Raw genomic sequence first — 23,074 nt, forward strand, 5'->3', positions numbered from 1 at the left:
TCCTTTTTTTGTTGTTTAACAAGCACCTCCTCCGTTCGTTGTTACTCGATTAGTATCTATATTGGATTTTTGCAGGAAGTAGACAAGCAATTAGCCGTTGTAGTGGTCTATATTGGAGAAACGACCCATAGTTAATGCAATTATCCAATGTAGCCGGAACATCAACCGATGCTGACCTGATAACGCGTACTGACTGCTTTATTTGAAAATAAAGGGTATGAGCGGAGAAGAAGAGAAAAGGGTAGTAACAGAACATTTTTTTTGGAAAATACAAAATCGGCTTCAGAAAATGGCGGGACGCTGCATCTATATAACGAGTGTGTGGAAAGGAGACGAGTGCGCATCGATGAGGGAACTCGGCGTGATGAACAAAACGACGGAGGAGCTCGTCGAACAAGCGCGAAGAGGGGGCGAGACGGCTTTCGCCGAGCTGGTGCGCCGACATCGGAGCAAAGCATTCTTATGGGCTAGCGCCATGGCTGGCGATAAGCATCTGGCGGAAGATATTGTCCAAGAAGCGTTGCTTAACGCTTATTTGAAGTTGGATTCATTGGCAGACCCGGCACGCTTCGTTTCATGGCTACATACGATCGTTAAGAACCAGGCCCGAATGAAGATGCGTCAAAGCTCCACCAGGCGCGGGCAATTGGGAGACGGAGCGCTGATTGACATCGTAGCCGCTAGAAACTCAATCGTTGACGAAGACGGCAGTTCTCATAAAGCGATGGACAAGGTGAGGGAGTTGCTTGGCTGCTTGACGGTTGCCGAGCGGAATGTATTCGCTGCCCATTATTTAGAACAGATTTCCCCTGCAGAGATTGCGAAGCGGATCGATACAACGATAGACAGCGTCTATCATACTTTGTCGCGGCCCGTATCAAAATTCAGGAAGAGAACAAGCGGCATTCGCTCTCCGACTATATTCGGGAGAGGATGGCTGTCATGGGGAGAGGCCTGTAATGGCGGAAGCAACGCCGTCTTGGCGAAGTTCCCCATGGAAGCAGTGCAAAAATTCGTTGGCAAGTGCCTGCTATGCCGTACTCAGCCAAAAATTGAAAGAAACGCACACGGTCTCGGATGTGATGGGGCTGACGGGACAGGCGTTCCGCCTGACCGTTGAGGATGTTCGGATCGATGTGTCCGGGCCATGGATGTATTTCTGGGAGCCAATCGTGCAGGAGGGCTTGGCACAGCTTGGCATGGCCTGCCGCATTACGGGCGATGGAGGCGCAGCGCCTTCACCGTACATGCTTCATAAGAGCCTTGAGCATATTCGGAGTGTAATTGCTGCAGGCTCCGCTGTTATCGCATGGGGGCTGTTCACGGCCGGGTTCGGTGTTATATATGGCTACGACGACGAGCAACGCCTGCTCTACGCCGAGGATGCGCGCAAAAAAGGCGCCATTCCTTATGAGAGCTTAGGAAGAGGCGCTTCAGATGGATTATTTATTGTTTCTATTACGGAGGAGCTTAAGCAAATCAAGGCTGATTACCGAACTTCCACAAAGAAGGCTCTGCAGATGGCGATTAGGCATGCCTATCGTGAGCGCACCTTCGTCGGTTATACGAGCGGTATTGCAGGCTATGGGCGCTGGAGGGACGCCTTTGCGCAAGGCTGTGCGGATGCGCTTGGCAACGCCTGCTGCGTACAGTTGACCGCCGATGCGCGGCGACATGGCGCTATATTTCTACAGCGACTGTCAAGTAGATTTACGGTGATTGATCCGCGTGTGGCTGATTTGGCGGAAGAGGCATCCGTCTGCATGTCAGAAACGGCATGCTTGCTCCAGCAGTTAGGCGAGCTGTTTCCGTTCCCGCATGGCGGCAATCCGCTGGATGCCAGTTATGCCGTGCAAGCGGTAGGTTTGTTGGATGCGGCCAAGCGTCGGGAGGAACAAGCTTATGAGCGCTTCGGCTGCATAATTGCTTGTTTATCATGACCAATCGAATGAGGAGTGACAATAGATGCTAAAGCAATTGGAGCGTTACGAGTTCACGGGCTATCATGCCTCGCACATAGGGGCTCTGAAATCTTGCGCCGACTACTACAGTATGGACATTTCGCCGGCCTGGCTATTCGGAATGACGGGGCAGGCATTCATGATGGTTACCGATGAACATCTCATTAGCCCGAATGTAGGCTTACCCGAGGAAGAACAGTTTACCCTTGCAGCTAATATAGGGCTTCGTATCCAAGGCCGCCATACGATTCAGACAGATGAGGCGTTCAAGAAGCAGCAGCAAGAGGTATGGGAGCAAGCACGCACAGCCCTCAATCAAAACAAGCCTGTATTCGCCAAAGAGATTGGGCTTGGCAATGAGACGTCGCTTGTGTACGCCTATGGGGAGCGGGGCTATTATACAAAGTCATGGCATGGCGGAACTGGGCACGAGGGAGCGGATCAAGAGATCAGCTGGGATACGCTAGGACGCAACTATTGCCCTTGCGAGCAATGCAGGCACAGGCTGCTTGGTCCGAGCACGGCTGCCTATCTGGGCAAGAGACGTAATGACGGCGGTCTTCTGTCGCTACACTGGGCAGAGACAGAAGAGCCCATATCCGCAAAGGAAGCACTTGCTGCTGCTTTGCGAGTCGTGGCGGCCTTCAATGAACAAGCCGAATATACATATGGAGCGGGTCGATTTTTTACCGGCGCAAGAGGGATAGAGCAATGGATTAACGCTATTAGAAGCACGGAAATTACAGGTTTCTATATGGGTTACTATACGGATATATGGCTTGAGAGCCGGCATTATGCGGTTCAGTTTCTGAAGGAGGCGCAAGGGCGTATAGTCGGTGCTGACGAGGAACTGGTAACGGCGCATAAGCAATATGAGCTTATTCGGCAGGCGTACGCGAAGCTCACGGGCTTGTTTCCATGGATGCAGCCTATGCAGCCCATTGCCGATCCGTTCCGGCGCAAGGAAGCGATTGAGCTGCTTAGCGAGATTAAACTGTTGGAGCAAGACGCCAATCAGGCGCTGCGCCAGCTTCTAAAAAAGCTGGCATAGCGCCTGATTGAGTCAAGATCTACCCTTACCTGAGGCTGCGATCTTAGCTTATTAGAGCAACGGCTTGTTGCTCGGCTTGCAGCAGACGCTCGCGTACGCGAACGACCTCACCAATGATAATGAGTGCGGGATTGCTCAAATGCATCGATACGGCAAGCTTGTGAATATCGGCCAGCGTTCCGACTATGGTGCGCTGGCTAGCCGTCGTTCCGCGCTCGATGAGCGCGACGGGCGTCGATGCGGGCTTGCCATGCTTCAGCAGCTCCTCGCGGATAGCTCCAAGCTGGCTAACGCCCATATAGATCGCCAGCGTATCTACGCTGTGCGCAAGCAAGTCCCACCTGACGGGCGATTGATCGCCGTGGCAGCGGTTGCCGGTTACGCAGGCGAAGGAAGAGGCGTATTCGCGGTGCGTAACCGGGATGCCCGCCGCTGCGGCCGCCCCGATGGCGGAGGTGATTCCCGGTACGATCTCGTACGGGATGCCGCAAGCTGCGAGTTCCAGCGCCTCCTCGCCGCCGCGGCCGAAGACGAACGGGTCTCCGCCTTTCAGCCGGACGACGGTTTTCCCTTGCAGCGCGTAGCTTACGAGCGCTGCATTAATCTGCTGCTGCGGCATGGCATGCGCGCCTGGCGCTTTGCCGCAGTAGACAAGCTCAGCATCCTGCTTAGCATAACTGAGCAGTTCTTCGCTAGCCAACCGGTCATAGAGAATGACATCGGCTATCTGGATACGGCGCATTGCCTTGACCGTAATGAGTTCGGGATCGCCGGGACCTGCCCCGACAATGTATACAGTGCCATACGCCGTATGATTCATAGATTGCCGCTCCTTATGGTAAGAGTAGATGATACGGCTGGAGTTCCAGCGGAGGGAGAGACGGCAGCGGTATAGGGTCCGGGTTCGGGACTCGCTGCCATCTTTTTCGCTGTCGAAGGGCCGGTTATTTTGCGCTGAGTAAGATCAAATAGGATGAAGGTATATAGTGCTCTCGGGCGTGTATTGTACCGCCGGCCGACTTCGAGGTCATGCCATGACAACGCCGTACGCCATGGTGTTCGCCTCTAGATGGTTACGTAGATAGAGCCGCTCTCGTGATCGATCTCTGTTTTGTAGGTTGTAATGCAGCCTTCATCGGGCTCGTGTACGCGGCCGCTGCGAAGATCGATCTTCCAGTCATGGAGCGGGCAGTGTACGGCCGTGCCGCACACCATCCCTTCCGAAAGCTGGCCGCCCTTGTGCGGACATTTGTTATCGACGGCAAGGATGCTGTTATCGCTTAGGCGGAACAAGGCGATTTCTTTATCGTCGATTTTCAGCTTACGGGAGCTCTTCACGTCGATATCGGATAAGTTCGCAATCAAAAATTTCGTTGTCATATGAAGGCTCCTCCTAGCTTTGTACCGGTTGCGGTGCAGTAATTTGTTCAAAGTTTTTGCGCAGTTCTTTGTCTTCGATGATTTTTTTCCAAGGATCTTCTTGCAGGCTGATCGCTTTATCCAAGCGATCTTTCAGTGCCATTCGCACCTCATGGTCCTCGAGTGCCTTCTTCACGTAGTCGAGACCGACGCGCTCAACCCAGTGCATCGTTCTTTCATTCCATGTCGCTTCCTCGCGGTACAGCTGCAAGAAAGCCGACGACCATTCCATGACCTCTTCTTCAGTCTTTACAACCGTGAGCAGGTCGGTTGCTCTTACGTGCACGCCGCCGTTGCCGGCGATATGAATTTCCCAGCCGCCGTCGATCGCAACGAGGCCGACGTCTTTGATTGTCGCTTCCGCGCAGTTACGCGGGCAGCCGGACACGGCCAGCTTGACTTTGGCCGGCGCATTCATGCGCTCGAACGCTTTTTCCAGCTTGATGCCCATGCCCATCGCATCCTGCGTGCCGAAGCGGCAGAACGTATTGCCGACGCAAGTCTTAACGGTACGAAGCGTCTTGCCGTACGCGTGTCCGGAAGGCATGTCAAGATCTTCCCACATGCTAGGCAGGTCTTCTTTCTTGACGCCTAGCAAGTCGAGGCGTTGACCGCCTGTGAACTTGACGAGCGGCACTTCGTATTTCACGGCAACATCGGCGATTCTTTTCAGCTCGGCCGGCGAAGTTACGCCGCCATATATACGAGGAACGACCGAATACGTGCCGTCCTTTTGAATGTTCGCGTGGTAGCGCTCGTTCGTAATGCGGGATTCCTTCTCGTCCACGTATTCCTCCGGGAACAGCATGCCGAGGTAGTAGTTGAGCGAAGGACGGCATTTCGAGCAGCCTTCAGGATTTTTCCATTCGAGAACGTTCATAACTTCTTTGATCGTTTTGAGACCCATGCGCTTGATTTCAGATACGATTTCATCTCTTGAATGCGTGGTGCAGCCGCAAATGCCTTCTTTGACCGGTTCGCCGACAGCGTCGCCTGCGTACAGATGGAGCAAGCCTTCAACATCGGTTTTACAGCCGCCGCACGATGCGGCAGCCTTCGTGCACGCTTTAATGGCGCCGACGGTGTTACAGCCTTTGTTCAGGATCGCGTCGCCGATTGCGCCTTTGGATACGCCGTTACAGCCGCAAATGATTTCGTCGTCGGCCAATGCAGCAAGATGAGCTGTCGGATCCTTCTTGGCGCCGCCTCCGCCTGGCGCGAAGCCGAGCAAAATTTCTTTCTCGCGGCCTTCGATGGACTCGCCTTTCTTGATTTGCGAGAACAGCTCGGCACCGTCCGATATGTCGCCGAATAATACGGCACCGATCAATTTTCCATCTTTGACCACGATTTTTTTGTACGTGCCTGCGAAATCATCCTGTATGCGCATGGAACGCGTGCCCGGCGTATCTCTGAAGCTGCCGGCGGAGAATACGTCTACACCGGATACTTTCAGCTTCGTCGACGTGACCGATCCGTGATAACCGTCGGTATCGACTCCCGCCAAATGCTTCGCGAGCACCGCGCCTTGCTCATAAAGCGGCGCGACGAGTCCGTATGCGACACCGCGGTGCTCGGCGCATTCGCCGACCGCATAAACATCGGGGATGCTGGTCTGCATGTAGTCGTTGACGATGATCCCGCGGTTAACTTCCAAGCCCGTTGCCTGCGCAAGCTCGACATTCGGTACGATGCCGGCCGCCATGACGACCAGGTCGGCGCAGATTTCGGTGCCGTCCGAGAAAGCAAGACCCGTTACGCGCTTATTGCCTTTAACGCTCGCCGTTTGTTTACTCAGGAGGAACTTCATGCCTTGCTCTTCCAGCTCGCGCTTCAGCATTACGGAAGCCGGCTCGTCAAGCTCTCTATTCATCAGGAAAGCATTCCTGTGGATAACGTCAACTTCCATGCCGAGGTGGAGCAGACCGCGCGCTGCTTCGAGTCCGAGCAGGCCGCCGCCGATTACCGCCGCCTTCTTATATGTCTTGGCCGTCTCGATCATGATCTCGCAGTCGCGAATGTCGCGGAAGCCGATAACGCCTTCCTTGTCAGCGCCTGGAATCGGCAGCATGAAAGGATTCGAGCCGGTAGCGATAACGAGGGTATCGTATTCCGCCTCAAGACCAAGGTGAGTCGTCACCTTCTTGTTGTCCGTGTCGATCCTCGAGACCGTATGGCCAGTATGCAGCTCGATGTTGTTTTCTTTGTACCAGTCCCAATCATTAATGACGATTTCGTTAATGTCTGCTCCGCCTTCGAGAACGGACGACAGCATGATCCGGTTGTAGTTAGGATGTGGCTCGGAACCGAAAATCGTAATCTCGTAGGCGTCGGTCGTCAGCTTCAGCAAATGCTCGATGGCGCGCACCCCAGCCATGCCGTTGCCGATAAGCACTAGTTTTTTAGCTTGTGTCATGATACTCTCTCCTCCCGCTAACTCTCTGTATATTTTGCTGTGAAATCAGTAAAGCCCGCTTTCGAAACACAGGGTTGCATACATCTCCCCTGAGAACGAAAGCAGGCGTCATTGCCGCTTCAAACGAATACATCGTTGTATTCGAGATTCATATTTTTTTATTGGTAACGTAAATATACAACGCCAACCCGTATCGTGTCAACATAGTTAACATGGAAATTTTAGTTCAATGACATATCGACATTTTCCTGTATTCTATGTTATATATATTCACAAAGACTAAAAACGGCTGTTGTTGAAGAGACATACAATTCACCGCGTATCGTGAGCTTGCGCCCTAGTAGGGCGGGAACAATCGCGTACGCTTGTAAAGTCTAATGAAGGGAGGCGCTCTTATATGCGTTCTATGTTAGTGGTTGACAACCTGCGCGATCCCGCATTTAAGGCGTCGGGGAAGCTGCCGAGTCGTGGTGCAGCGGGGCATACGCCGCAATATCTGCTGGAAGAGTACGGTTATCAGGTTACGCTGCTGGATCGGGATGAGCAGACAGCGAAATATATAGACGGCGCGGATGCGGTTATCCTTCACGTCCCGCTGAACGAAGTGAAGACATGGGGAACAAAGCTGCTTAAGCGGAAGCGCGTGCCGATTCTGTGGTGGTGCAGTTCCACGACGGCCTCTTTGTCCGCTGCCTTTTGTGAGGACGATGCGCCGGTCGACGGCATTCTGACGCCTAGCATGAGCGCGCAGGAGCTTCATTGGGCGCTTCAATTCGGCTCGAAGCAGTGCATGGAGCGTCAACAATGGTACAGTGAGCGCAAGCAGCTGGAATCGCGTCTCGAGGAGCGCAAGTGGATCGATATGGCGAAGGGGATTTTGTGCAAAATTAAAAATATATCCGAGGCGGAGGCTTACGAGTTTCTGCGCAAGCAGGCGATGAATGAACGGAAGCGCATGGTTGACGTGGCGACGTCCATCGTGAAAGTATATCAAATATTGCAGGATCAAAAATAAGGGGGCCGTGTAATGATGATTAACCTATTGAAAGAAGTTGCCCGAGGCAAACGCGGCGCCCGTGATCTGACCTATGAGGAAGCGCATCAAGCGGCGGACGAGATATTAAATATGAGCGCGACACCGGCGCAGATTGGCGCCTTCTTCATTGCCGAGAGGATCAAGATGGAGACCGTAGAGGAGCTTGAGGCGTTCACGTCCGTATGCCGAAGCCAAGCGTTCCGCTCGCCGATACAAGAAGGATTGGATTGCGCAGGCCCGTATGACGGACGCAAAAAAACGTTTATCGCAACGTTTCCGACCGCGTTTCTACTCGCTTCCGCAGGGCTGCCGGTCACGCTGCACGGCGCAGCTTCGCTGCCGCCGAAGTGGGGCGTAACGCTACAGGATTTGCTGCAGCAAATCGGCATCGATGCGGAGCGCCTATCGCGAAATCAAATTATTCAGGCGGCAGAGAGCACGGGCGTGCTGTATGTGCCGGCCGAGCAATGGTGTCCGCCGCTTAAGGCGCTCCGCTCGATTCGCGAGGAACTGGGCATGCGGACCGTGCTGAATACGGCGGAGAAGCTGATCGACTACTCGCTGTCTCCTTACCTTGTATTCGGCGTTTACCACAATACGGTATTCGATCGGATGTCAAAGCTCGTAACGAATTTGAAATACAAAAAAGCTCTAATCGTGCAAGGCGCGGAAGGGTCGGAGGATCTGTTCATCGAACGCCCTACTCGCACTTATCTCGTCGAGAACGGCGAGCCGCAGCTACATGTCGTCAATCCCGAGACGTACGGGCTCGACACGCCGCTGCCGGAGATGACGTGGACGGCCGAGCTGCAGATCAGCGTAGCGGAGGATGTGCTGCAGGGCCGCGGGCACATGGCTTTCACCAACCAAGTGCTGCTTAACGGCGCAGTGCGCCTGCGTCTCGCAGGTAAGGTGGAGTCGGTGGAGGAAGGGTTGTATACGTGCAAGGATTTGCTCGATAACGGCGCTCCCTTCGAGCTGTATCGCAATTGGCAAGCGATGATGAGAAGCGGTATTGCGCAGGTTGGGCGGAGCCAATAGACAGACGGAACGAAACAATAGAAAACCTCACATGCATGGAACCCGAGTTCTATGCATGTGAGGTTTTTGCTGTTGTCCCGTTATTTAATCCATGCCGAACGCGAGAAAAATCCATTGTTATTCGATAGGTCATCCACTATAATAAGCGCAGTTCGGCGGTTCCATTACTCTGAATGAATTCGAGGTGCGTGCATGGTACGATTAATGCGTTTTTTGAAGCCGTATTGGTTGATTGCGCTGCTGGCGCCTTTGTTTATGCTGCTGGAAGTGTGGATGGACTTGCTGCAGCCGAAGCTGATGGCCAGTATCGTGAACGATGGAATTATAGGGGAGAACCTGAATCATATAGTTAGAACGGGGGGAGTTATGCTCCTTGTCGCGCTCGTGGGACTAATCGGCGGCGCGTGCTGCACGATTTGTTCGACGATTGCCTCGCAGCACTTCGGCAAAGACTTGAGGCAGGAGCTTTTTCGGAAAATACAGTCGCTTTCCATTCAAAGCGTGGAGCGAGTCGGCACAGGCTCGGTTATTACAAGGCTGACCGGTGATATCGCGCAGCTTCAGCAGGTCGTCCTTATGACGCTGCGGGTATTCGCGCGCAACTCGTTCCAAATCATCGGCAGCGTGATCATGGTCTATACGATTAGTCCAAGGCTATCGGTCATTCTGCTTATTATGATTCCGATGATTGCAGCCGTACTCGTTATCGTAACTCGCGTTTCTATTCCGCTGTTCGCCCGGATGCAGGCTTCGATCGATCAAGTCAATACGGTTATGCAGGAAAATCTGTCGGGCATACGCGTCGTGAAAGCGTTCGTTCGTTCCGATTATGAGGAGAAGCGATTCGACGGGGCCAATGGCGGCTTGCTGCGAGCAAGCCTGAAGTCGGCCAAGGTTGCAGCGCTCAACATGCCGATTATGTCGCTTATTCTTAACTTCAGTATCGTAGCGGCTCTATGGTACGGGGGCGTGCTTTCTAGAGAAGGGTCATTGCCCGTAGGAGATCTGGCAGCCTTCCTCACCTATGTCACGCAGCTGCTGTTCACGATTATGGGGCTCGGCAATCAACTGATGCTGATCGCCAGGGCGAAGGCGTCTGCCGACCGGATCAATGAGATGTCGGATATGCAGGAGCCTGCATTGGAGGCTGTCGAGGCTGGCTTGCAGCAAGGAGGCATGCAGCGATCCGATGCCCGTATCGACCGGGGACGACTCGAATTCCGGCATGTCGGGTTCAGCTATGACGGCAATATGAAAAATGCCGTGCTGCGGGATATTCATTTTACGGCGGAGCCCGGAGAAACGATCGGCATCGTTGGAATAAACGGCGCGGGCAAGTCGACGATGGCTAGTCTCATCCCGCGCATCTATAACGTGACCGAAGGCTCGATCCATATCGATTCGCATCATATAGCGGACATCGATCCGGAGGAGCTGCACAGCAAGGTGGGCATGGTGCTGCAGCAGGCGATGCTGTTCAGCGGTACGATTCGGGACAATATTTGTTACGGCAAGCCTGACTGCACGCAAGCCGAGTTGGAGGAGGCGGCTTCGGCGGCGCATGCGCATGAATTCATTATGGCGCTGCCGGACGGCTATGATACGAGAGTCGGTCAACGGGGCGTCAATCTATCGGGCGGACAGAAGCAGCGCTTGTCGCTGGCGCGAACGCTGCTCCTCAAGCCGCAAATTGTTATTTTGGACGATTGCACGAGTGCCGTGGACTTGAATACCGATGGGCGGATCAGGCAGTCGCTCCGGCAGATCATGGGAAGCAGCACATGTCTGATCATTGGCCAACGAATTGCTTCCGTCGCGCATGCGGATCGCATTCTTGTTATGGAGCATGGTCGGATTACGGCACAAGGCACGCATGCCGAATTGTTCGAACGAAGCAATCTATATCGGCAGATCGCGTTATCGCAGCAGGAGGTGTAGCAATGGCATCGACGGTACGGACAACGGATACGTTAAAGCAGCTTGGACGATACGTAATTAGGCAGCCGGTCAGGCTGGGGTTAGTCAGCTTGTGCACCGCCGGCGCCGCGGCGCTCACGTTGCTTGCGCCTTATTTGCTAGGCGCAGCGCTGGATGATTATATCATTCCGGGCAAGCGCGAGGGCTTGCTTCGGCTGTGCTTCATCATGCTTGGCATGTATGCCTTAAGCAGCCTTGCGGGCTGGCTTCAAGCGTTTATTTTGGCCGACGTTTCGCAACGAACGGTGTGGGGGCTGCGGCGCGACCTGTTCGCTCATTTGCAGAAGCTCCCTCTATCGTTCTTCGCTAGCCGCAATCAAGGCGAGCTGATGAGCCGCACGACCAATGATATCGATAATGTAAGCAACACGCTCAATCAAAGTCTTGTGCAGCTCATATCGAGCGTTATTATGCTGGTTGGATCATTCACGATGATGCTCGTGCTCAATGTATGGCTGACGCTCGTTGCTCTCGTCATTATTCCGCTCATCGTCTTCGTTACGAAGCGGATCGCCCGCGTGACCCAGCGGCAATTCAAAGGGCAGCAGCAGGAGCTCGGCGCGTTGAACGGATTTATAGAAGAGACGGTGTCGGGGCATAAAATCGTTGCTTTGTTCCATCAGGAGGAGCGCGCGGGCATCGAATTTCGCGAAACGAACGAACGGCTGCGGAAGGCGGGCACGAGGGCGCAGATCTATTCCGGCATGATGGGGCCGATGATGAACCTGATGGGTCATGTGAGTTATTTGCTTATTGCGGCTGCCGGCGCATGGCTCGCCCTGCGCGATCTGGCCACGGTTGGCGTTATTATTAGCTTCCTCGCCTATTCGAAACAGTTCAGCGGACCGCTTAACGAGGTGGCCAATCAGTATAACCTGATACAGGCGGGCGTTGCCGGGGCGGAACGGGTATTCGAGACGATGGCCGTTCCTTCCGAATATGATGATCATGCGAATGGCGGGGAGACGCTCCGGATGCGTCTTCCGGATGAGGTGAAGGGTCGCGTCGAATTCAGAAAGGTATGCTTTCAATACGCGCCTGGCAAGGAAACGCTGACGGATATTTCATTCACGGCGGAGCCAGGCCAGACGGTGGCATTGGTCGGTCCGACCGGCGCCGGAAAGACGACGATCATTCAGTTAATCGGCCGTTTCTTTGACCCGACGGAGGGGCAAATATGGCTGGACGGGCAAAATATCGCGGAGATCGACAAGGATAGTCTGAGGTCCAAGCTGGGAATCGTGCTGCAGGATGCACATTTGTTCACCGGTACGATCCGCGACAATATTCGATACGGCCGCTTGGATGCCAGCGACGAGGAGGTCGAGACGGCGGCGGTTCAAGCGAACGCGCATCCCTTCATAACGGCGCTGCCGGGTGGCTATGATACGGTGCTTACGGCAGAGGGCGGCAACGTCAGTCATGGGCAGAGACAACTCATTACGATTGCCCGGGCGATATTGGCAAGCCCTGCTATCCTTATTCTGGATGAAGCGACGAGCAGCGTCGACACGCTGGCCGAGCTTCATATTCAGCAGGCGATGAAGACGCTGCTTCACGGCAGAACGAGCTTCGTCATCGCCCATCGCCTTAGTACGATCCGCGGCGCGGACATCATTCTGGTCGTCAAGGACGGCGAGATCGCCGAGCGCGGCAGCCATGAGCAGCTGCTGAAGCTTGGCGGGCTGTACGCGGAGCTGCACGGCAAGCAGTTCGCGGAGGAAGAGGACGAGAAGGCATTGGTCTGATATTGATATTGTATTCACTGAAGGCTACGAAACCCCCGGCTGTCTTGCGGCAGGAAGCTATGTTGGATTTTTGCAACAACTTTCTGCCTTCTTTCCCGTTTATATAAGCTGCATTGGATATTCGCATTAACTTTGGCCATTATTTCCGTCAAATGACGGTTCCGAACAAAGTTAGTGCAGAAATCCAGCATAGCCCTCCAACCTTACTCCTATCTAACGAAGTTCATGCGAAAATCCAACATAGCTCGACCATCTCACATGCAAAAAAGCTTATCTTATACGGACACCTGTTCTCCGCCGCGTAACGATAGCTTTTGGTGCCGAAGCCGAAGGACGGCGACAAACGTTTACGCTTGAGTTATCGGCTTGAGACACGAATATATCGGTTTTTTGAAGAAAATTTACGGTTTTTTACATGTTAATAATTGTATGAAGGGATTAAGATCAAAGGGTATTCGGAAAAAAAACGGGTTGGCAGGCATGTGAGCAACGTGATAAAGGAGGGTGGCAGCCCAGAGCGGGTATTTGCAAGCGCGCGAAAAGGTCTATTTTGCATAAGTATGTAAACGCTTACTTCATGTATGGACATAAGGTGAAGGCGCTAGTTATTTCTGGAAAGCGGGGGATTACTTTTATATGAAAAGCAGTATGCGAAGATGGTTGAAGGCTTTTTTGGCCATAGCGATTGTATGGACGACCCTATTGTCGTCGGCATCGATCGGTTTGCAGCAGCGGGCAAGCGCGGAGCAGCTCGTGCGCAAGTTCGACTTCGGCACGGCGTCAAGTCCGGTTATGGCCGACTACACGGGCGTTAGCGACTCTACGTTGTACACGGCCGAGCTTGGCTACGGACTGAATGTTGCCGTCGCGTCGCGCATGCGCTCCGGCGGAACGGACCTGACGAATGATTTTGTGCTGGGAACGGCGTATTCGTTCTATGTCGATATTCCCAATGGCGAATACGATGTAACGGTCATGTCGGGAGATCTTCTGACGGGGACGAGCACGACGAAAACGAACGTAATGCTTGAGGATATCGCTGCCGGTACTATATCTTCGCGGCAAGCCGTTACGCAGGCGGTCTATCGAACGACGGTTGCGGATGGACAACTGACGGTCGGCATAAGCGGCGCGGGCGCAGGCGGCTATTTGAATGCGCTCATTATCGAGGAAGCGATGCCGGTATTGCCGGACGCGCCCGCGGATCTCGCTGTTACCCGGGTTACGCCTAACGATGTTACGCTCGCTTGGAGCGAGGTAACGGGAGCGGTGAGTTATAACGTATTTCGGACAGAGGCTTCAACAGGGGAGAATGCGCAAATCGGTCAAAGCACGACTGCCGGTTATGCGGATGCGGATGTTGCGGTAGGAAGCAGTTATTCCTATTATGTAACGGCGGTGAATGCGGCTGGCCTGGAGTCGCTGCCAAGCCCTACGGTTGCCGTCGATAGCATTCCTGCGCTGCAGCCGCCGGCAACGCCGGAAGGCCTCTCCATTAACGAGGTAAGAGAGGACGCCATTGTGCTGGGTTGGAGTTTAACGGAGGGGGCCGCTGCATATATCGTGCTGCGAGCGGATGCGGCGGAAGGCCCGTATGCGGAGATCGGCCAGTCGGAGTCGCCGTCGTATACAGATTCGGACGCGGATACTTCTGCCGTGCACTATTACAAGGTGAAGGCGGTAAACGCGAGCGGCCAATCGGAGGAATCGGCTGCGGTTCAAAGCGCCGCTTATGTGCCGCCAATACCGCTGCCGCAAGGCGATGTGCAGCGCTTCGACTTCGGCTCGGGCGCGCTGGCGGAAGGGTATACGCGAGTGGACGGCACAACGGCATACTCGGACATCATTCATTACGGCTTCACGGATATTTCGAAGGTAACGACAGGCGATCGCGGCTTGTCCGACCCGGTGAAGACGGACTTTGCGATGCCGCTAGGAACGACCTTCAGCGTAGATCTGCCGAATGGCGATTATACGGTTCAACTGATCGCGGGCGATCAAGCGGATGCTTCCGAGATCGCCATAAAGGCGGAATCGATCCAGAAGGTGCAGCTTACGGCCAAAGCGGCGGGGCAGTACCTGGAGATGGGCTTCGACATTGCGCTGGTCGACGGGCAGATGAACTTTGATTTTACGGGCACTGCGCCTAAGATCAACGCGCTCGTCATTACGAAGCAAGCCGAGCGGACGGCCGGGGAGCAGCCGACGGTCTATATGGCCGGGGATTCCACCGTGCAGACTTACGATCCGTACTGGGAACCGGAAGCGGGTTGGGGACAGATGCTGCCGCGTTTCTTCAGCGATGCCGTTGTCTTCAAGAACCATGCAATCGGCGGCCGCAGCTCCAAGTCGTTCATCGTGGAAGGCAGACTCGATGAGGTATTGCGGGCGATCAAGCCTGGCGATTACTTCCTTGTTCAATTCGGGCACAACGATGCGACAATTAGCGTGCCGGATAGGTATGCTTCTCCTGCCGACTTTAAGAACTACCTGAAGACATACGTCGAGGGTGCGACGCAGCGCGGTGCGACGCCGATTCTCGTTACGCCGATGGGGCGCCGGGATTATAATGCCGACACCGGCAAGTTTAATGTAAGCTTCCCGGAATACGTGCAGGCGATGAAGGAGGTTGCCGCGGAGCTGAATGTGCCGCTCGTCGATCTTAGCACGCTTAGCGTCGCGTATTACGACTCGATCGGCGTCCAAGCCTCGCTCTCCGTGTTCCTCCATGTCGAGCCGGGCATTTATCAAGCTTTCCCGAACGGTTCGGCGGATAATACGCACTTCCAGGAGTACGGCGCCATCCAATTGGCGCGGCTGCTTGCGGGCGGCATTGCGGAGTTGGAGCTTCCGCTTGCCGATTATGCGGCGGAAATCGTGCCGCCGGACGCGGTGCCGGCGAAGCCGACAGGGCTGATCGCGGGCAGCGTCAGCAACGCGGGCGCGGTATTGAAGTGGAACGGGGACGAGGAAGCCGATATCTACAAGGTTTATCGCAAGCTCGCTTCCGACTCTGAATCGTCGTATGCCATGATCGGAACGGCGACCGTACCGACGCTGACGATCGGCGGGATGACCGAAGGCAGCACCTATCAAGTGCGCGTAACGGCCGTTAACGGCCGCGGCGAATCCGAGCCATCGGACGCGGTTGTGATTACGACCAAGTCGGCGCTGTACCGCTTCGACTTCGGTCCGGTAGGCGCGCCTGTTGCCGAAGGCTACACCGAGGTAACGCGCAGCGTTATTTATACGCCTGAGCTGGGTTACGGCATTACGAACAGCGCGGGCATGATCGATCGCGACCGCGGGTCGGCGACGGACGCTTTGCGCAGAGATTTCGTCGCTTATTTCGGCAACAGCTACGAATTCAAGGTTGATCTGCCGAACGGCTACTACTCCGTCAAAACGTATACGGGCGACTGGATCGGTTCGACGAGAACGAATGTAGCCATTGAGGGCAAAGATTATGGCACCGTATCGTCCGGCAGAGCGAATGTAGCCGAGAAGGTGTACAACCAAATCGCGGTGAAGGACGGTCAGATGAACTTCGTTCTGAGCGGCCAGACCGCGCATCTGAACGGCATCGAGATTACGCCATTGCTGCTGGCTCCGACGGAGCTCGCGCTGACAAGTCTTGATCTGGAGAACGATCCGGTGTCCGCATCGCTTGCATGGCAAGGCGTTGACGAGGCGATTAGCTATCGCGTCTATCGCCAGGCCACGGAGGCTCCGTCGGCTGAGCTGCTGGCGGTAACGAGCGAATTGACCTATGCAGATACGACGGCCGATATAGGCTTTGACTATGTATACACGATAACGGCAGTGGACAGCGCTGGCTTTGAGTCCGTAGCGTCCAATGAGCTGGCTATATCGATGATCGATCCGAATGTGCCGAAAGCGGCGGTTCCTGCAGGGCTTGCGCTGCAATCCATTCATAAGAACGACGATACGTTCACGTGGGAGGCTGTTGCCGAAGCGAGAATGTACAACGTGTACCGCTCCAAGAAGGCGGACGGTCCTTATGTACTGATAGGCAAAGCAACCGAAGCGGTTTATACCGATGAGACTATTTTGAGCACCATTCCTTATTACTATAAGGTGGCGTCGGTCAATGCGGGCGGCATCTCCGAGCAATCGGAAAGTCTAGCGACGCCTGCGGTAACGACACTGCTTCGCGGGATGGAGTACCTCGATCGCGCTCCGGTAGCCGTGAAATGGGAGGAGGGCAACTATATTGGCTGGAGGCTGCTCGGCCTTGATCTGGAGACGATTGCCTTCAACCTGTATCGCGATGGCGTTAAGGTGAACGATACGCCGATTACGGGCAGCACCAATTATGTGGATGCGGGTGGAACAGACGACTCGCGCTACCGCATTACGTCGGTATCGAATGGCGCGGAGCAACCTGCCTCGAAGGAATTCGGCGTGTGGCAGCAGGAATACTTGTCCGTACCGCTGCAAAAGCCTGCGGACGCGTATACGAAGGACGGCCAGCCTTACACGTACAGCGCCGGCGACGCAAGCGCAGGCGACCTCGACGGAGATGGCGAATACGAGATCGTAATGCTCTGGTCGCCGTCCAATAGCAAGGACAACTCGCAAGCAGGTTATACCGGTCTTGTCTATATGGATGCTTACAAAATGGACGGTACGCGCCTATGGCGCATCAATCTTGGCCCTAACATTCGGGCAGGTGCGCACTATTCACCATTTATGGTCTATGACCTGGACGGCGACGGACGTGCCGAGGTAACGCTTAAGACGGCTGACGGAACGGTCGACGGCCAAGGTATCGCGATCGGCGACGCTGCCGCCGATTACCGCAACAGCACGGGTTACGTGCTGCTTGGCAATGAGTACTTGACCGTGTTCGACGGCTTGTCCGGGGCGGCGCTCGATACGGTTTCTTACGATCCGCCGCGCGGCGACGTAGGCGCATGGGGAGACGCCTACGGCAACCGGGTCGACCGCTTCCTTGCCGGAGTCGCATACTTGGACGGGGAGCATCCTAGCGTTATTTTCAGCCGGGGCTATTATACAAGAACGGTACTGGCAGCTTACAACTTTGCGGGCGGCGAGCTGGTGCAGCAATGGCGATTCGATTCGAACGACGAAGGCTACGGGGCTTATGCCGGCCAAGGCAATCATAATCTATCGGTCGGAGACGTAGACGGGGACGGCAAGGATGAAATCTCGTTCGGCGCCATGGCGATCGACGATGACGGCAAGCCGCTCTACAATACGGGGCTGGGCCATGGGGATGCCATGCATCTCGGCGATCTTGACCCGACAAGACCGGGACTTGAGCTGTTCGACGTTCATGAGCACACGAACTCGCCATACGGCATGGAGCTTCGCGATCCGGCGACGGGCGAGATTCTATGGGGCGTGTATACGGGTATCGATACAGGGCGCGGGATGTCTGCCGATATTGATCCTAATTATACGGGCGAAGAGATGTGGTCCGCTACGATCACGAACGAGCAGCATATTCCTATTACAGGGCTTTACAGCGCGAAAGGGCTGCTCATTACGACGAATATTCCGTCTTCCACGAACTTCGGCGTTTGGTGGGACGGTGACCTGCTTAGAGAGCTGCAGGATTACAATCGGATCGATAAGTGGGATTACGAAAATGAAACGACGATTAATCTGCTGACGGCTGCGGGCGCTGCTTCAAACAATTCAACGAAGGCGAATCCGAGCTTGCAAGCCGACCTGCTGGGCGACTGGCGAGAGGAAGTGATGTGGCGCTCGAGCGATAGCAGCGAATTACGCATCTATACGACGACCGACGTGACCGAGCATCGCATCCATACGCTGATGCACGATCCGATCTACAGGCTGGGCGTTGCGTGGCAAAATACCGGCTACAACCAGCCGCCGCATCCGGGCTTCTATCTCGGAGCGGGCATGGAGCAGCCTGCAGCGCCGTTGATCCATTACATCAACGAGCCGCAGCAAACCATAGATACGACGGCGCCTATTATTGAAGGACTGCAAGCGGCTCAACTCACTGTGGCCGATACGCTGACGCTTCAAGTGACGGCGGCGGACGCCGAGTCGGATGTCCGCAGCCTATCGCTGACGCTGGACGGGGCAGAGGTAGCCAACAATACGGCGCTCTCTCTTGCGGATCTAGCAGGCGTTCATAAGCTGGCTGCCAAAGCGGTCAACTACTCCGGACTGGAAGCGACGGTAACCGTCACTCTTATCGTGACAGGAGAAGAGAAAGCAACTGCAGCGCCCGGCAAGCCGGAACTCTCGAACGACAACGGCCATGACACGGGTCTGCTGGACGGCAGCTACAAGGTGACAATGAACCTATGGCACGGTCAGAACGGTACCGTATATAAGCTGTACGAGAACGGTCAGCTCATCGATACGCAAGTGTTGACCGACAATTCACCATCGGCTCAAACGGCGGCAACGAATATAACGGGCAAACCAAACGGCACGTATACGTACACTTGCGAACTCGTTAACTCGCATGGGACGACCGCTTGCGCACCGCATACCGTGACGGTTAAGGAGGCCGCTCCCGGTAAGCCGGTATTATCGAACGATAATTGGGACGGCAACGGCGATTACAAAGTAACGATGAATATGTGGTGGGGAACGAATGCAACGACTTACCGTCTGTATGAAAACGGCGTGCTGATCGATACCCAGACGCTGACCGCGAAATCGCCGAATGCGCAAACCGCGTTCACGGCGATTACGGGCAGGGCGTTGGGCAGCTACTCGTACAAGGCAGAGCTGTCGAACGATGCTGGCGTTACGGAGAGCAGCGTCATGCAAGTAAACGTAAAGAAGTAATTGCGATGACGCAATAAAAAGAGAGTGCCCTAGAGCCATCCATTCGCGGTGGCCTCCAGGGCACTCTTTATTTCATTTAGCTATGCAGCTTCTTGGCGATAAGATCCGGCTTCGGCGTCCGTTTCGTATGATCGGGGTTCAGGCCTATATTGCGGAGCAGCTCTTCGTACTGCGCGTCTTTGCCGACAACGCCCTTCTCGTAGATCGTATGAGCGAGGTCGGTTACGATCTGGGCATAGCACTGGGCTACGCTGTTGAAGCCGTTCTTCTGCAGGAGCGTCTCGCGGACTTTGGACTTCTCCTGCTTCTGTTCGGGGTTGGCTGCCTGCAGCTCGGCCAGCTTCTTGTCCACATCGAGGAATCGGTCGACGACCTCTTCCTTCCGCGTGCGCTTCTTGTAAAATTTGTAGACCGCCGCGATACCGCCGATCGCGCCTGCCACGCCAAGCAGCAGCCAGCCGACGGGTGTCGCCGCCCCCGCGGCAAGCAGGATGCCGCCGCCTACAACCATCGCTGCGCCCTTCAGCGCCGTTGCCGCGCTCTTCGTCTTGTTAATCTTCTGCGTGCTTGCGCCAAGGCCTGCCGCCCGGCTCAAGTCCGCGTCCTTGCCGGCAGACGCCTTCTCCAGCGCGTTCAGCTTGTTCATGCGCTTGCCATGCGTGTAGACGCCGGCTACGCCGCTCGCCAAATAGGCCGCGCCGCCTACGACGCCAGCCGCGCCGACCGCTGCCGTAGCCGCGCCGGCCGCTGCCGTAGCCGCGCCGGCCGCTGCCGTAGCCGCGCCGCTGACCGCGGCTCCCATGAACTTCTGCGTGTTGACGACGCCGGTAGCGCCGAAACGCGCCAAGTCTGCCGCGCCGCTGGCGCCTTCGCCAACGACGTTCTCGAACTTGTCGAAGCCGCCTTGCGCTTCGTCGTGATTCTGAACGGCATTATAGATCTGCACGCCCGACGTTACGCCGCTAAGCGCTGCGGAAGCGGGACCCATGTCGATAACCGCGCCGAATGCGCCTTCCTTGCCGGCGCCTACAATGCCCTGCACTTCGCCGGTGGTAGAGGCGGCCGCGCTCGATGCGCCTACGGAGGCTGCTGCGGCCGTCGTCGCATAGGTGACGTAGACGCGGTCCGTGTCTTCGTTGTAGTTCTGCGTCTTCTGGCTGTTGACCGTTCGAACGATCTTCGAGAACTTGTCCCAATCGATGCTGCGGCCGAAAATGCCTGTCAAATGTTTCTTTGCTTTGGCGAGGGACGGAGCGCCGGAACCTCCCGCGAACAAATTGATCGCGATCTTCCGTTGCATAGGTCCAAACGCCGTATAGAAGCCGTGCAAGGCCGTTTTCTTATCCTTGGCCGCTTCGGCGGCGATCCAGCTCTCGATAGCGGCGGATCCGCCCGCTGCGGGAGGCGTTGCTCCGCCCGCCGCTTGCGCGACCTTATTGCCCGCCGAGCGCTGCAAAGCCAGCGCGCCCTCCGGCGAAGCGCTTAATTGCAGTGGCGATGCTGCCGCTGCGGACTGCTCCGGGGGTTGATTTGACTTGCGCTGGTGATGGCCGCTTCGTTAGCGCTGATTGTTTCGGCAAAAAGAAACCCCTCCAATAGTGTATGCTTGCCTACCTGCCTGTCCGTACAATAGTAGTGGTTCAATAGTAGCATGTATTTCCAGTTTTCACTATAGGGGGAACGCTGCTGCCGCGGCTTTTTTGTGGATAATGTCATGTGTTTTGTCGAAAAAGATTCAAGCGACGCAAAATAACCCGCAAGCTAGTTCTAGCCTACGGGTTAGCGGTTACGGTACATAGAATTGTTTACGTCATGCTCGCCTAGACAGGAAGCTTGTCCAAGACGCTCGCTGCAGGCGCGCCTTCAATCGCGACCTCCAACAGCCCGTCGAAATAAAGCTGATGCAGATGAAGAATCAAGCCGCTCTGAATGTCGATCGACTTCACGTTAGCTGAATCGCCGTTGCTCGCTTGGAGCATGCAGTTATGCTTGAAATAAGCGACGCCCGTATCCTCGAACAAGCCGAATGCGCCAAGCGGAAGCGTCGTGTTGAGCTTCGCGGCGAGGCTGAGCAGCTCGCGGTAATGGGCGGCAGGCACTTCCTCGGCAAGCGTGACGAACGTCTGCAGGAAATATAGCCCCGCTTCGTCCGCATCGGCTAAGCCGGGCAGGAAGGACAGTTCCATATGAATGTTGCGATGCTCTTGGCCAATCTCATCGAACAAAATAACGAGCGTGGCAGGCGCTTCCTCGGTCGCTTCCACAATCGAGGATATAAGTCCGATCTCAACGTATCGCGCCTTCAATTGGTAAAGCATGTCGTTCGGTGAATGAGCTGTCATGTTCAGGCCCTCTTCCATTCCAGTCTATTCCATCGTTCGGGTTTTCGTACAAGCATTGCAGTAGCTCTATACTAGCATGATATTCCGGTTATGACTACCGACCGGGAAGCATCCATAGCCATCGGCAAGCCTGAACCGTTATCCAAAATACGGTTATTGAATGGCATGCAACGGGGCATCCTTCCTATATAACAAATGCTTAAGAATAAAGCCGCCGCGATCGGCATTTTAATATATAAGCGTTCATACGGCTCTATGAAGATGAAAAGGGGACGAAAATGATGCATATCGATTGCGCCATCATCGGCGGAGGACCTGCGGGACTCAGTGCGGCCTTAGTACTCGGACGCTCACGGCGGCATGTGCTGTTGTTCGACGATAATCGACCGAGAAATGCGGTTGCGCGCGAGTCGCACGGATTCATAACAAGGGACGGCGTGAAGCCGAGCGAGTTCAGAGCGATCGCGCATCAAGATATCGCCCGGTACCCTTCCGTAACGGTAAAGTCGCAGCGCGTAACCGAAGTAAGGCATAGCGGCAGGGGGAGCTTCCATGTGAGGACGGGCGACGGCATTGTTTATCATTCGCGCACGATCATTCTGGCGGCGGGACTTAAGGAGTCGCTGCCCGCCGTTCCCCAGATTCAGGATTATTACGGCAAAAGCTTATTCAGCTGTCCGTACTGCGACGGCTGGGAGCTGCGGGATAAGCCGCTGGTCGTCATCGGAGAGAGCGGCTCGCATGCGGTGTCGCTAGCCAAGTTCGTATACAACTGGAGCAAAGACTTGGTCGTATGCACGAACGGCAGGCAAGTGCTGACGCAGGAGCAGTTTGCGATGTTCGCCCGCAAAGGCATCCGGGTACAGTCGCAGCGGATTAGGGCGCTTAAGGGGAGCGGCGGACAGCTCCAGAGCGTCCAGTTCGAGGACGGTTCGGAAATTAAACGGGCGGGGGGCTTTGTATCGCCGAAATGGCGGCATGCGATCGATTTCGGAGAGAAGCTGGGCTGCGCGATGAACGAGCATGGCGGTCTCGTGAAGGATGAATATGGCCGTACCACGGTACGGGGCGTATATGCTGCGGGCGACGGCGCGCTTATTACGCCGGCGCAGCTTATTATTGCCGCCGGGGACGGCAGCCGCGCCGCGCTCGGCGTGAACGGCGATATCATTAACGAGGACTTCGATCGATAGCGCCTTTTGCATGATCCTTCATACAAGGAATCGCGAATAAGCGATCCGATTAAAACCAAATCCGTTCGATG

The 23,074-nt window shown here is 55.3% G+C and carries 14 protein-coding genes; 8 read left to right on the forward strand and 6 right to left on the reverse strand.

The features are described 5' to 3' along the window. The first annotated feature begins 364 nt into the window (after positions 1-364). Together J2T14_RS19475 and J2T14_RS19480 are read left to right on the forward strand one after the other, a co-directional pair. Positions 365-1,120, forward strand: a complete 756-nt coding sequence (locus J2T14_RS19475; RefSeq protein ID WP_307473843.1) for an RNA polymerase sigma factor — start codon at positions 365-367, stop codon at positions 1,118-1,120. A gap of 845 nt (positions 1,121-1,965) precedes the next feature. Beyond that, complete coding sequence (locus J2T14_RS19480) at positions 1,966-3,012, forward strand: hypothetical protein (protein ID WP_307473388.1); 1,047 nt, start codon at positions 1,966-1,968, stop codon at positions 3,010-3,012. A gap of 43 nt (positions 3,013-3,055) precedes the next feature. Here J2T14_RS19480 and cobA read toward each other — a convergent pair whose 3' ends face one another. The 3 genes from cobA to nirB all read right to left on the reverse strand — a co-directional run bounded on the left by cobA (position 3,056) and on the right by nirB (position 6,847). After that, positions 3,056-3,832 carry a uroporphyrinogen-III C-methyltransferase gene (cobA, locus tag J2T14_RS19485; protein ID WP_307473390.1) on the reverse strand — a complete coding sequence of 259 codons (777 nt, stop codon included), beginning with the start codon at positions 3,830-3,832 and terminating at the stop codon, positions 3,056-3,058. 245 nt (positions 3,833-4,077) lie between these two features. After that, entirely contained in the window at positions 4,078-4,392 is a 315-nt protein-coding gene (nirD, locus tag J2T14_RS19490; RefSeq protein ID WP_307204620.1) for a nitrite reductase small subunit NirD, read from the reverse strand. A 13-nt stretch (positions 4,393-4,405) separates the two neighbouring features. Beyond that, positions 4,406-6,847 (reverse strand): nitrite reductase large subunit NirB, encoded by a 2,442-nt coding sequence (gene nirB / locus J2T14_RS19495; protein ID WP_307473392.1) that lies wholly within the window; start codon positions 6,845-6,847, stop codon positions 4,406-4,408. Between the two features lie 397 nt (positions 6,848-7,244). Between nirB and J2T14_RS19500 the strand changes: the two genes are divergently transcribed. The 5 genes from J2T14_RS19500 (at position 7,245) to J2T14_RS19520 (ending at position 19,468) form a co-directional block, all read left to right on the forward strand. Continuing rightward, positions 7,245-7,862 (forward strand): ANTAR domain-containing response regulator, encoded by a 618-nt coding sequence (locus tag J2T14_RS19500; RefSeq protein ID WP_307473394.1) that lies wholly within the window; start codon positions 7,245-7,247, stop codon positions 7,860-7,862. A gap of 15 nt (positions 7,863-7,877) precedes the next feature. Continuing rightward, complete coding sequence (locus J2T14_RS19505) at positions 7,878-8,924, forward strand: anthranilate phosphoribosyltransferase (RefSeq protein WP_307473845.1); 1,047 nt, start codon at positions 7,878-7,880, stop codon at positions 8,922-8,924. A gap of 192 nt (positions 8,925-9,116) precedes the next feature. Further along, complete coding sequence (locus J2T14_RS19510) at positions 9,117-10,862, forward strand: ABC transporter ATP-binding protein (protein WP_307473396.1); 1,746 nt, start codon at positions 9,117-9,119, stop codon at positions 10,860-10,862. 2 nt (positions 10,863-10,864) lie between these two features. Further along, on the forward strand, positions 10,865-12,649 hold the full coding sequence (locus J2T14_RS19515) for an ABC transporter ATP-binding protein (RefSeq protein WP_307473398.1): 1,785 nt from the start codon (positions 10,865-10,867) through the stop codon (positions 12,647-12,649). 636 nt (positions 12,650-13,285) lie between these two features. Next, positions 13,286-19,468: a rhamnogalacturonan lyase family protein gene (locus J2T14_RS19520; protein WP_307473400.1), complete on the forward strand. Its 6,183-nt coding sequence runs from the start codon at positions 13,286-13,288 to the stop codon at positions 19,466-19,468. 76 nt (positions 19,469-19,544) lie between these two features. On the opposite strand, the gene J2T14_RS19525 is transcribed toward J2T14_RS19520, so the two are convergent. From J2T14_RS19525 to J2T14_RS19535, 3 genes are all read right to left on the reverse strand, one after another. Further along, a complete protein-coding gene (locus J2T14_RS19525) occupies positions 19,545-20,924 on the reverse strand; it encodes a hypothetical protein (protein ID WP_307473402.1) in 1,380 nt (459 codons plus the stop codon). Continuing rightward, complete coding sequence (locus tag J2T14_RS19530) at positions 20,902-21,048, reverse strand: hypothetical protein (RefSeq protein WP_307473404.1); 147 nt, start codon at positions 21,046-21,048, stop codon at positions 20,902-20,904. Before J2T14_RS19530 ends, J2T14_RS19525 begins: the two co-directional genes overlap by 23 nt. A 240-nt stretch (positions 21,049-21,288) precedes the next feature. Further along, the gene (locus J2T14_RS19535) at positions 21,289-21,810 is read right to left on the reverse strand and encodes a hypothetical protein (protein WP_307473405.1); all 522 of its coding nucleotides are present in this window, start codon (positions 21,808-21,810) and stop codon (positions 21,289-21,291) included. Positions 21,811-22,091: 281 nt separating this feature from the next. Here J2T14_RS19535 and J2T14_RS19540 point away from each other — a divergent pair, with 281 nt between their 5' ends. Then, positions 22,092-23,003, forward strand: a complete 912-nt coding sequence (locus J2T14_RS19540; RefSeq protein ID WP_307473847.1) for an NAD(P)/FAD-dependent oxidoreductase — start codon at positions 22,092-22,094, stop codon at positions 23,001-23,003. Positions 23,004-23,074: the final 71 nt, after the last annotated feature.

It is taken from the genome of Paenibacillus harenae (genome assembly GCF_030812415.1).
Taxonomy (GTDB): Bacteria; Bacillota; Bacilli; order Paenibacillales; family Paenibacillaceae; genus Pristimantibacillus; species Pristimantibacillus harenae_A.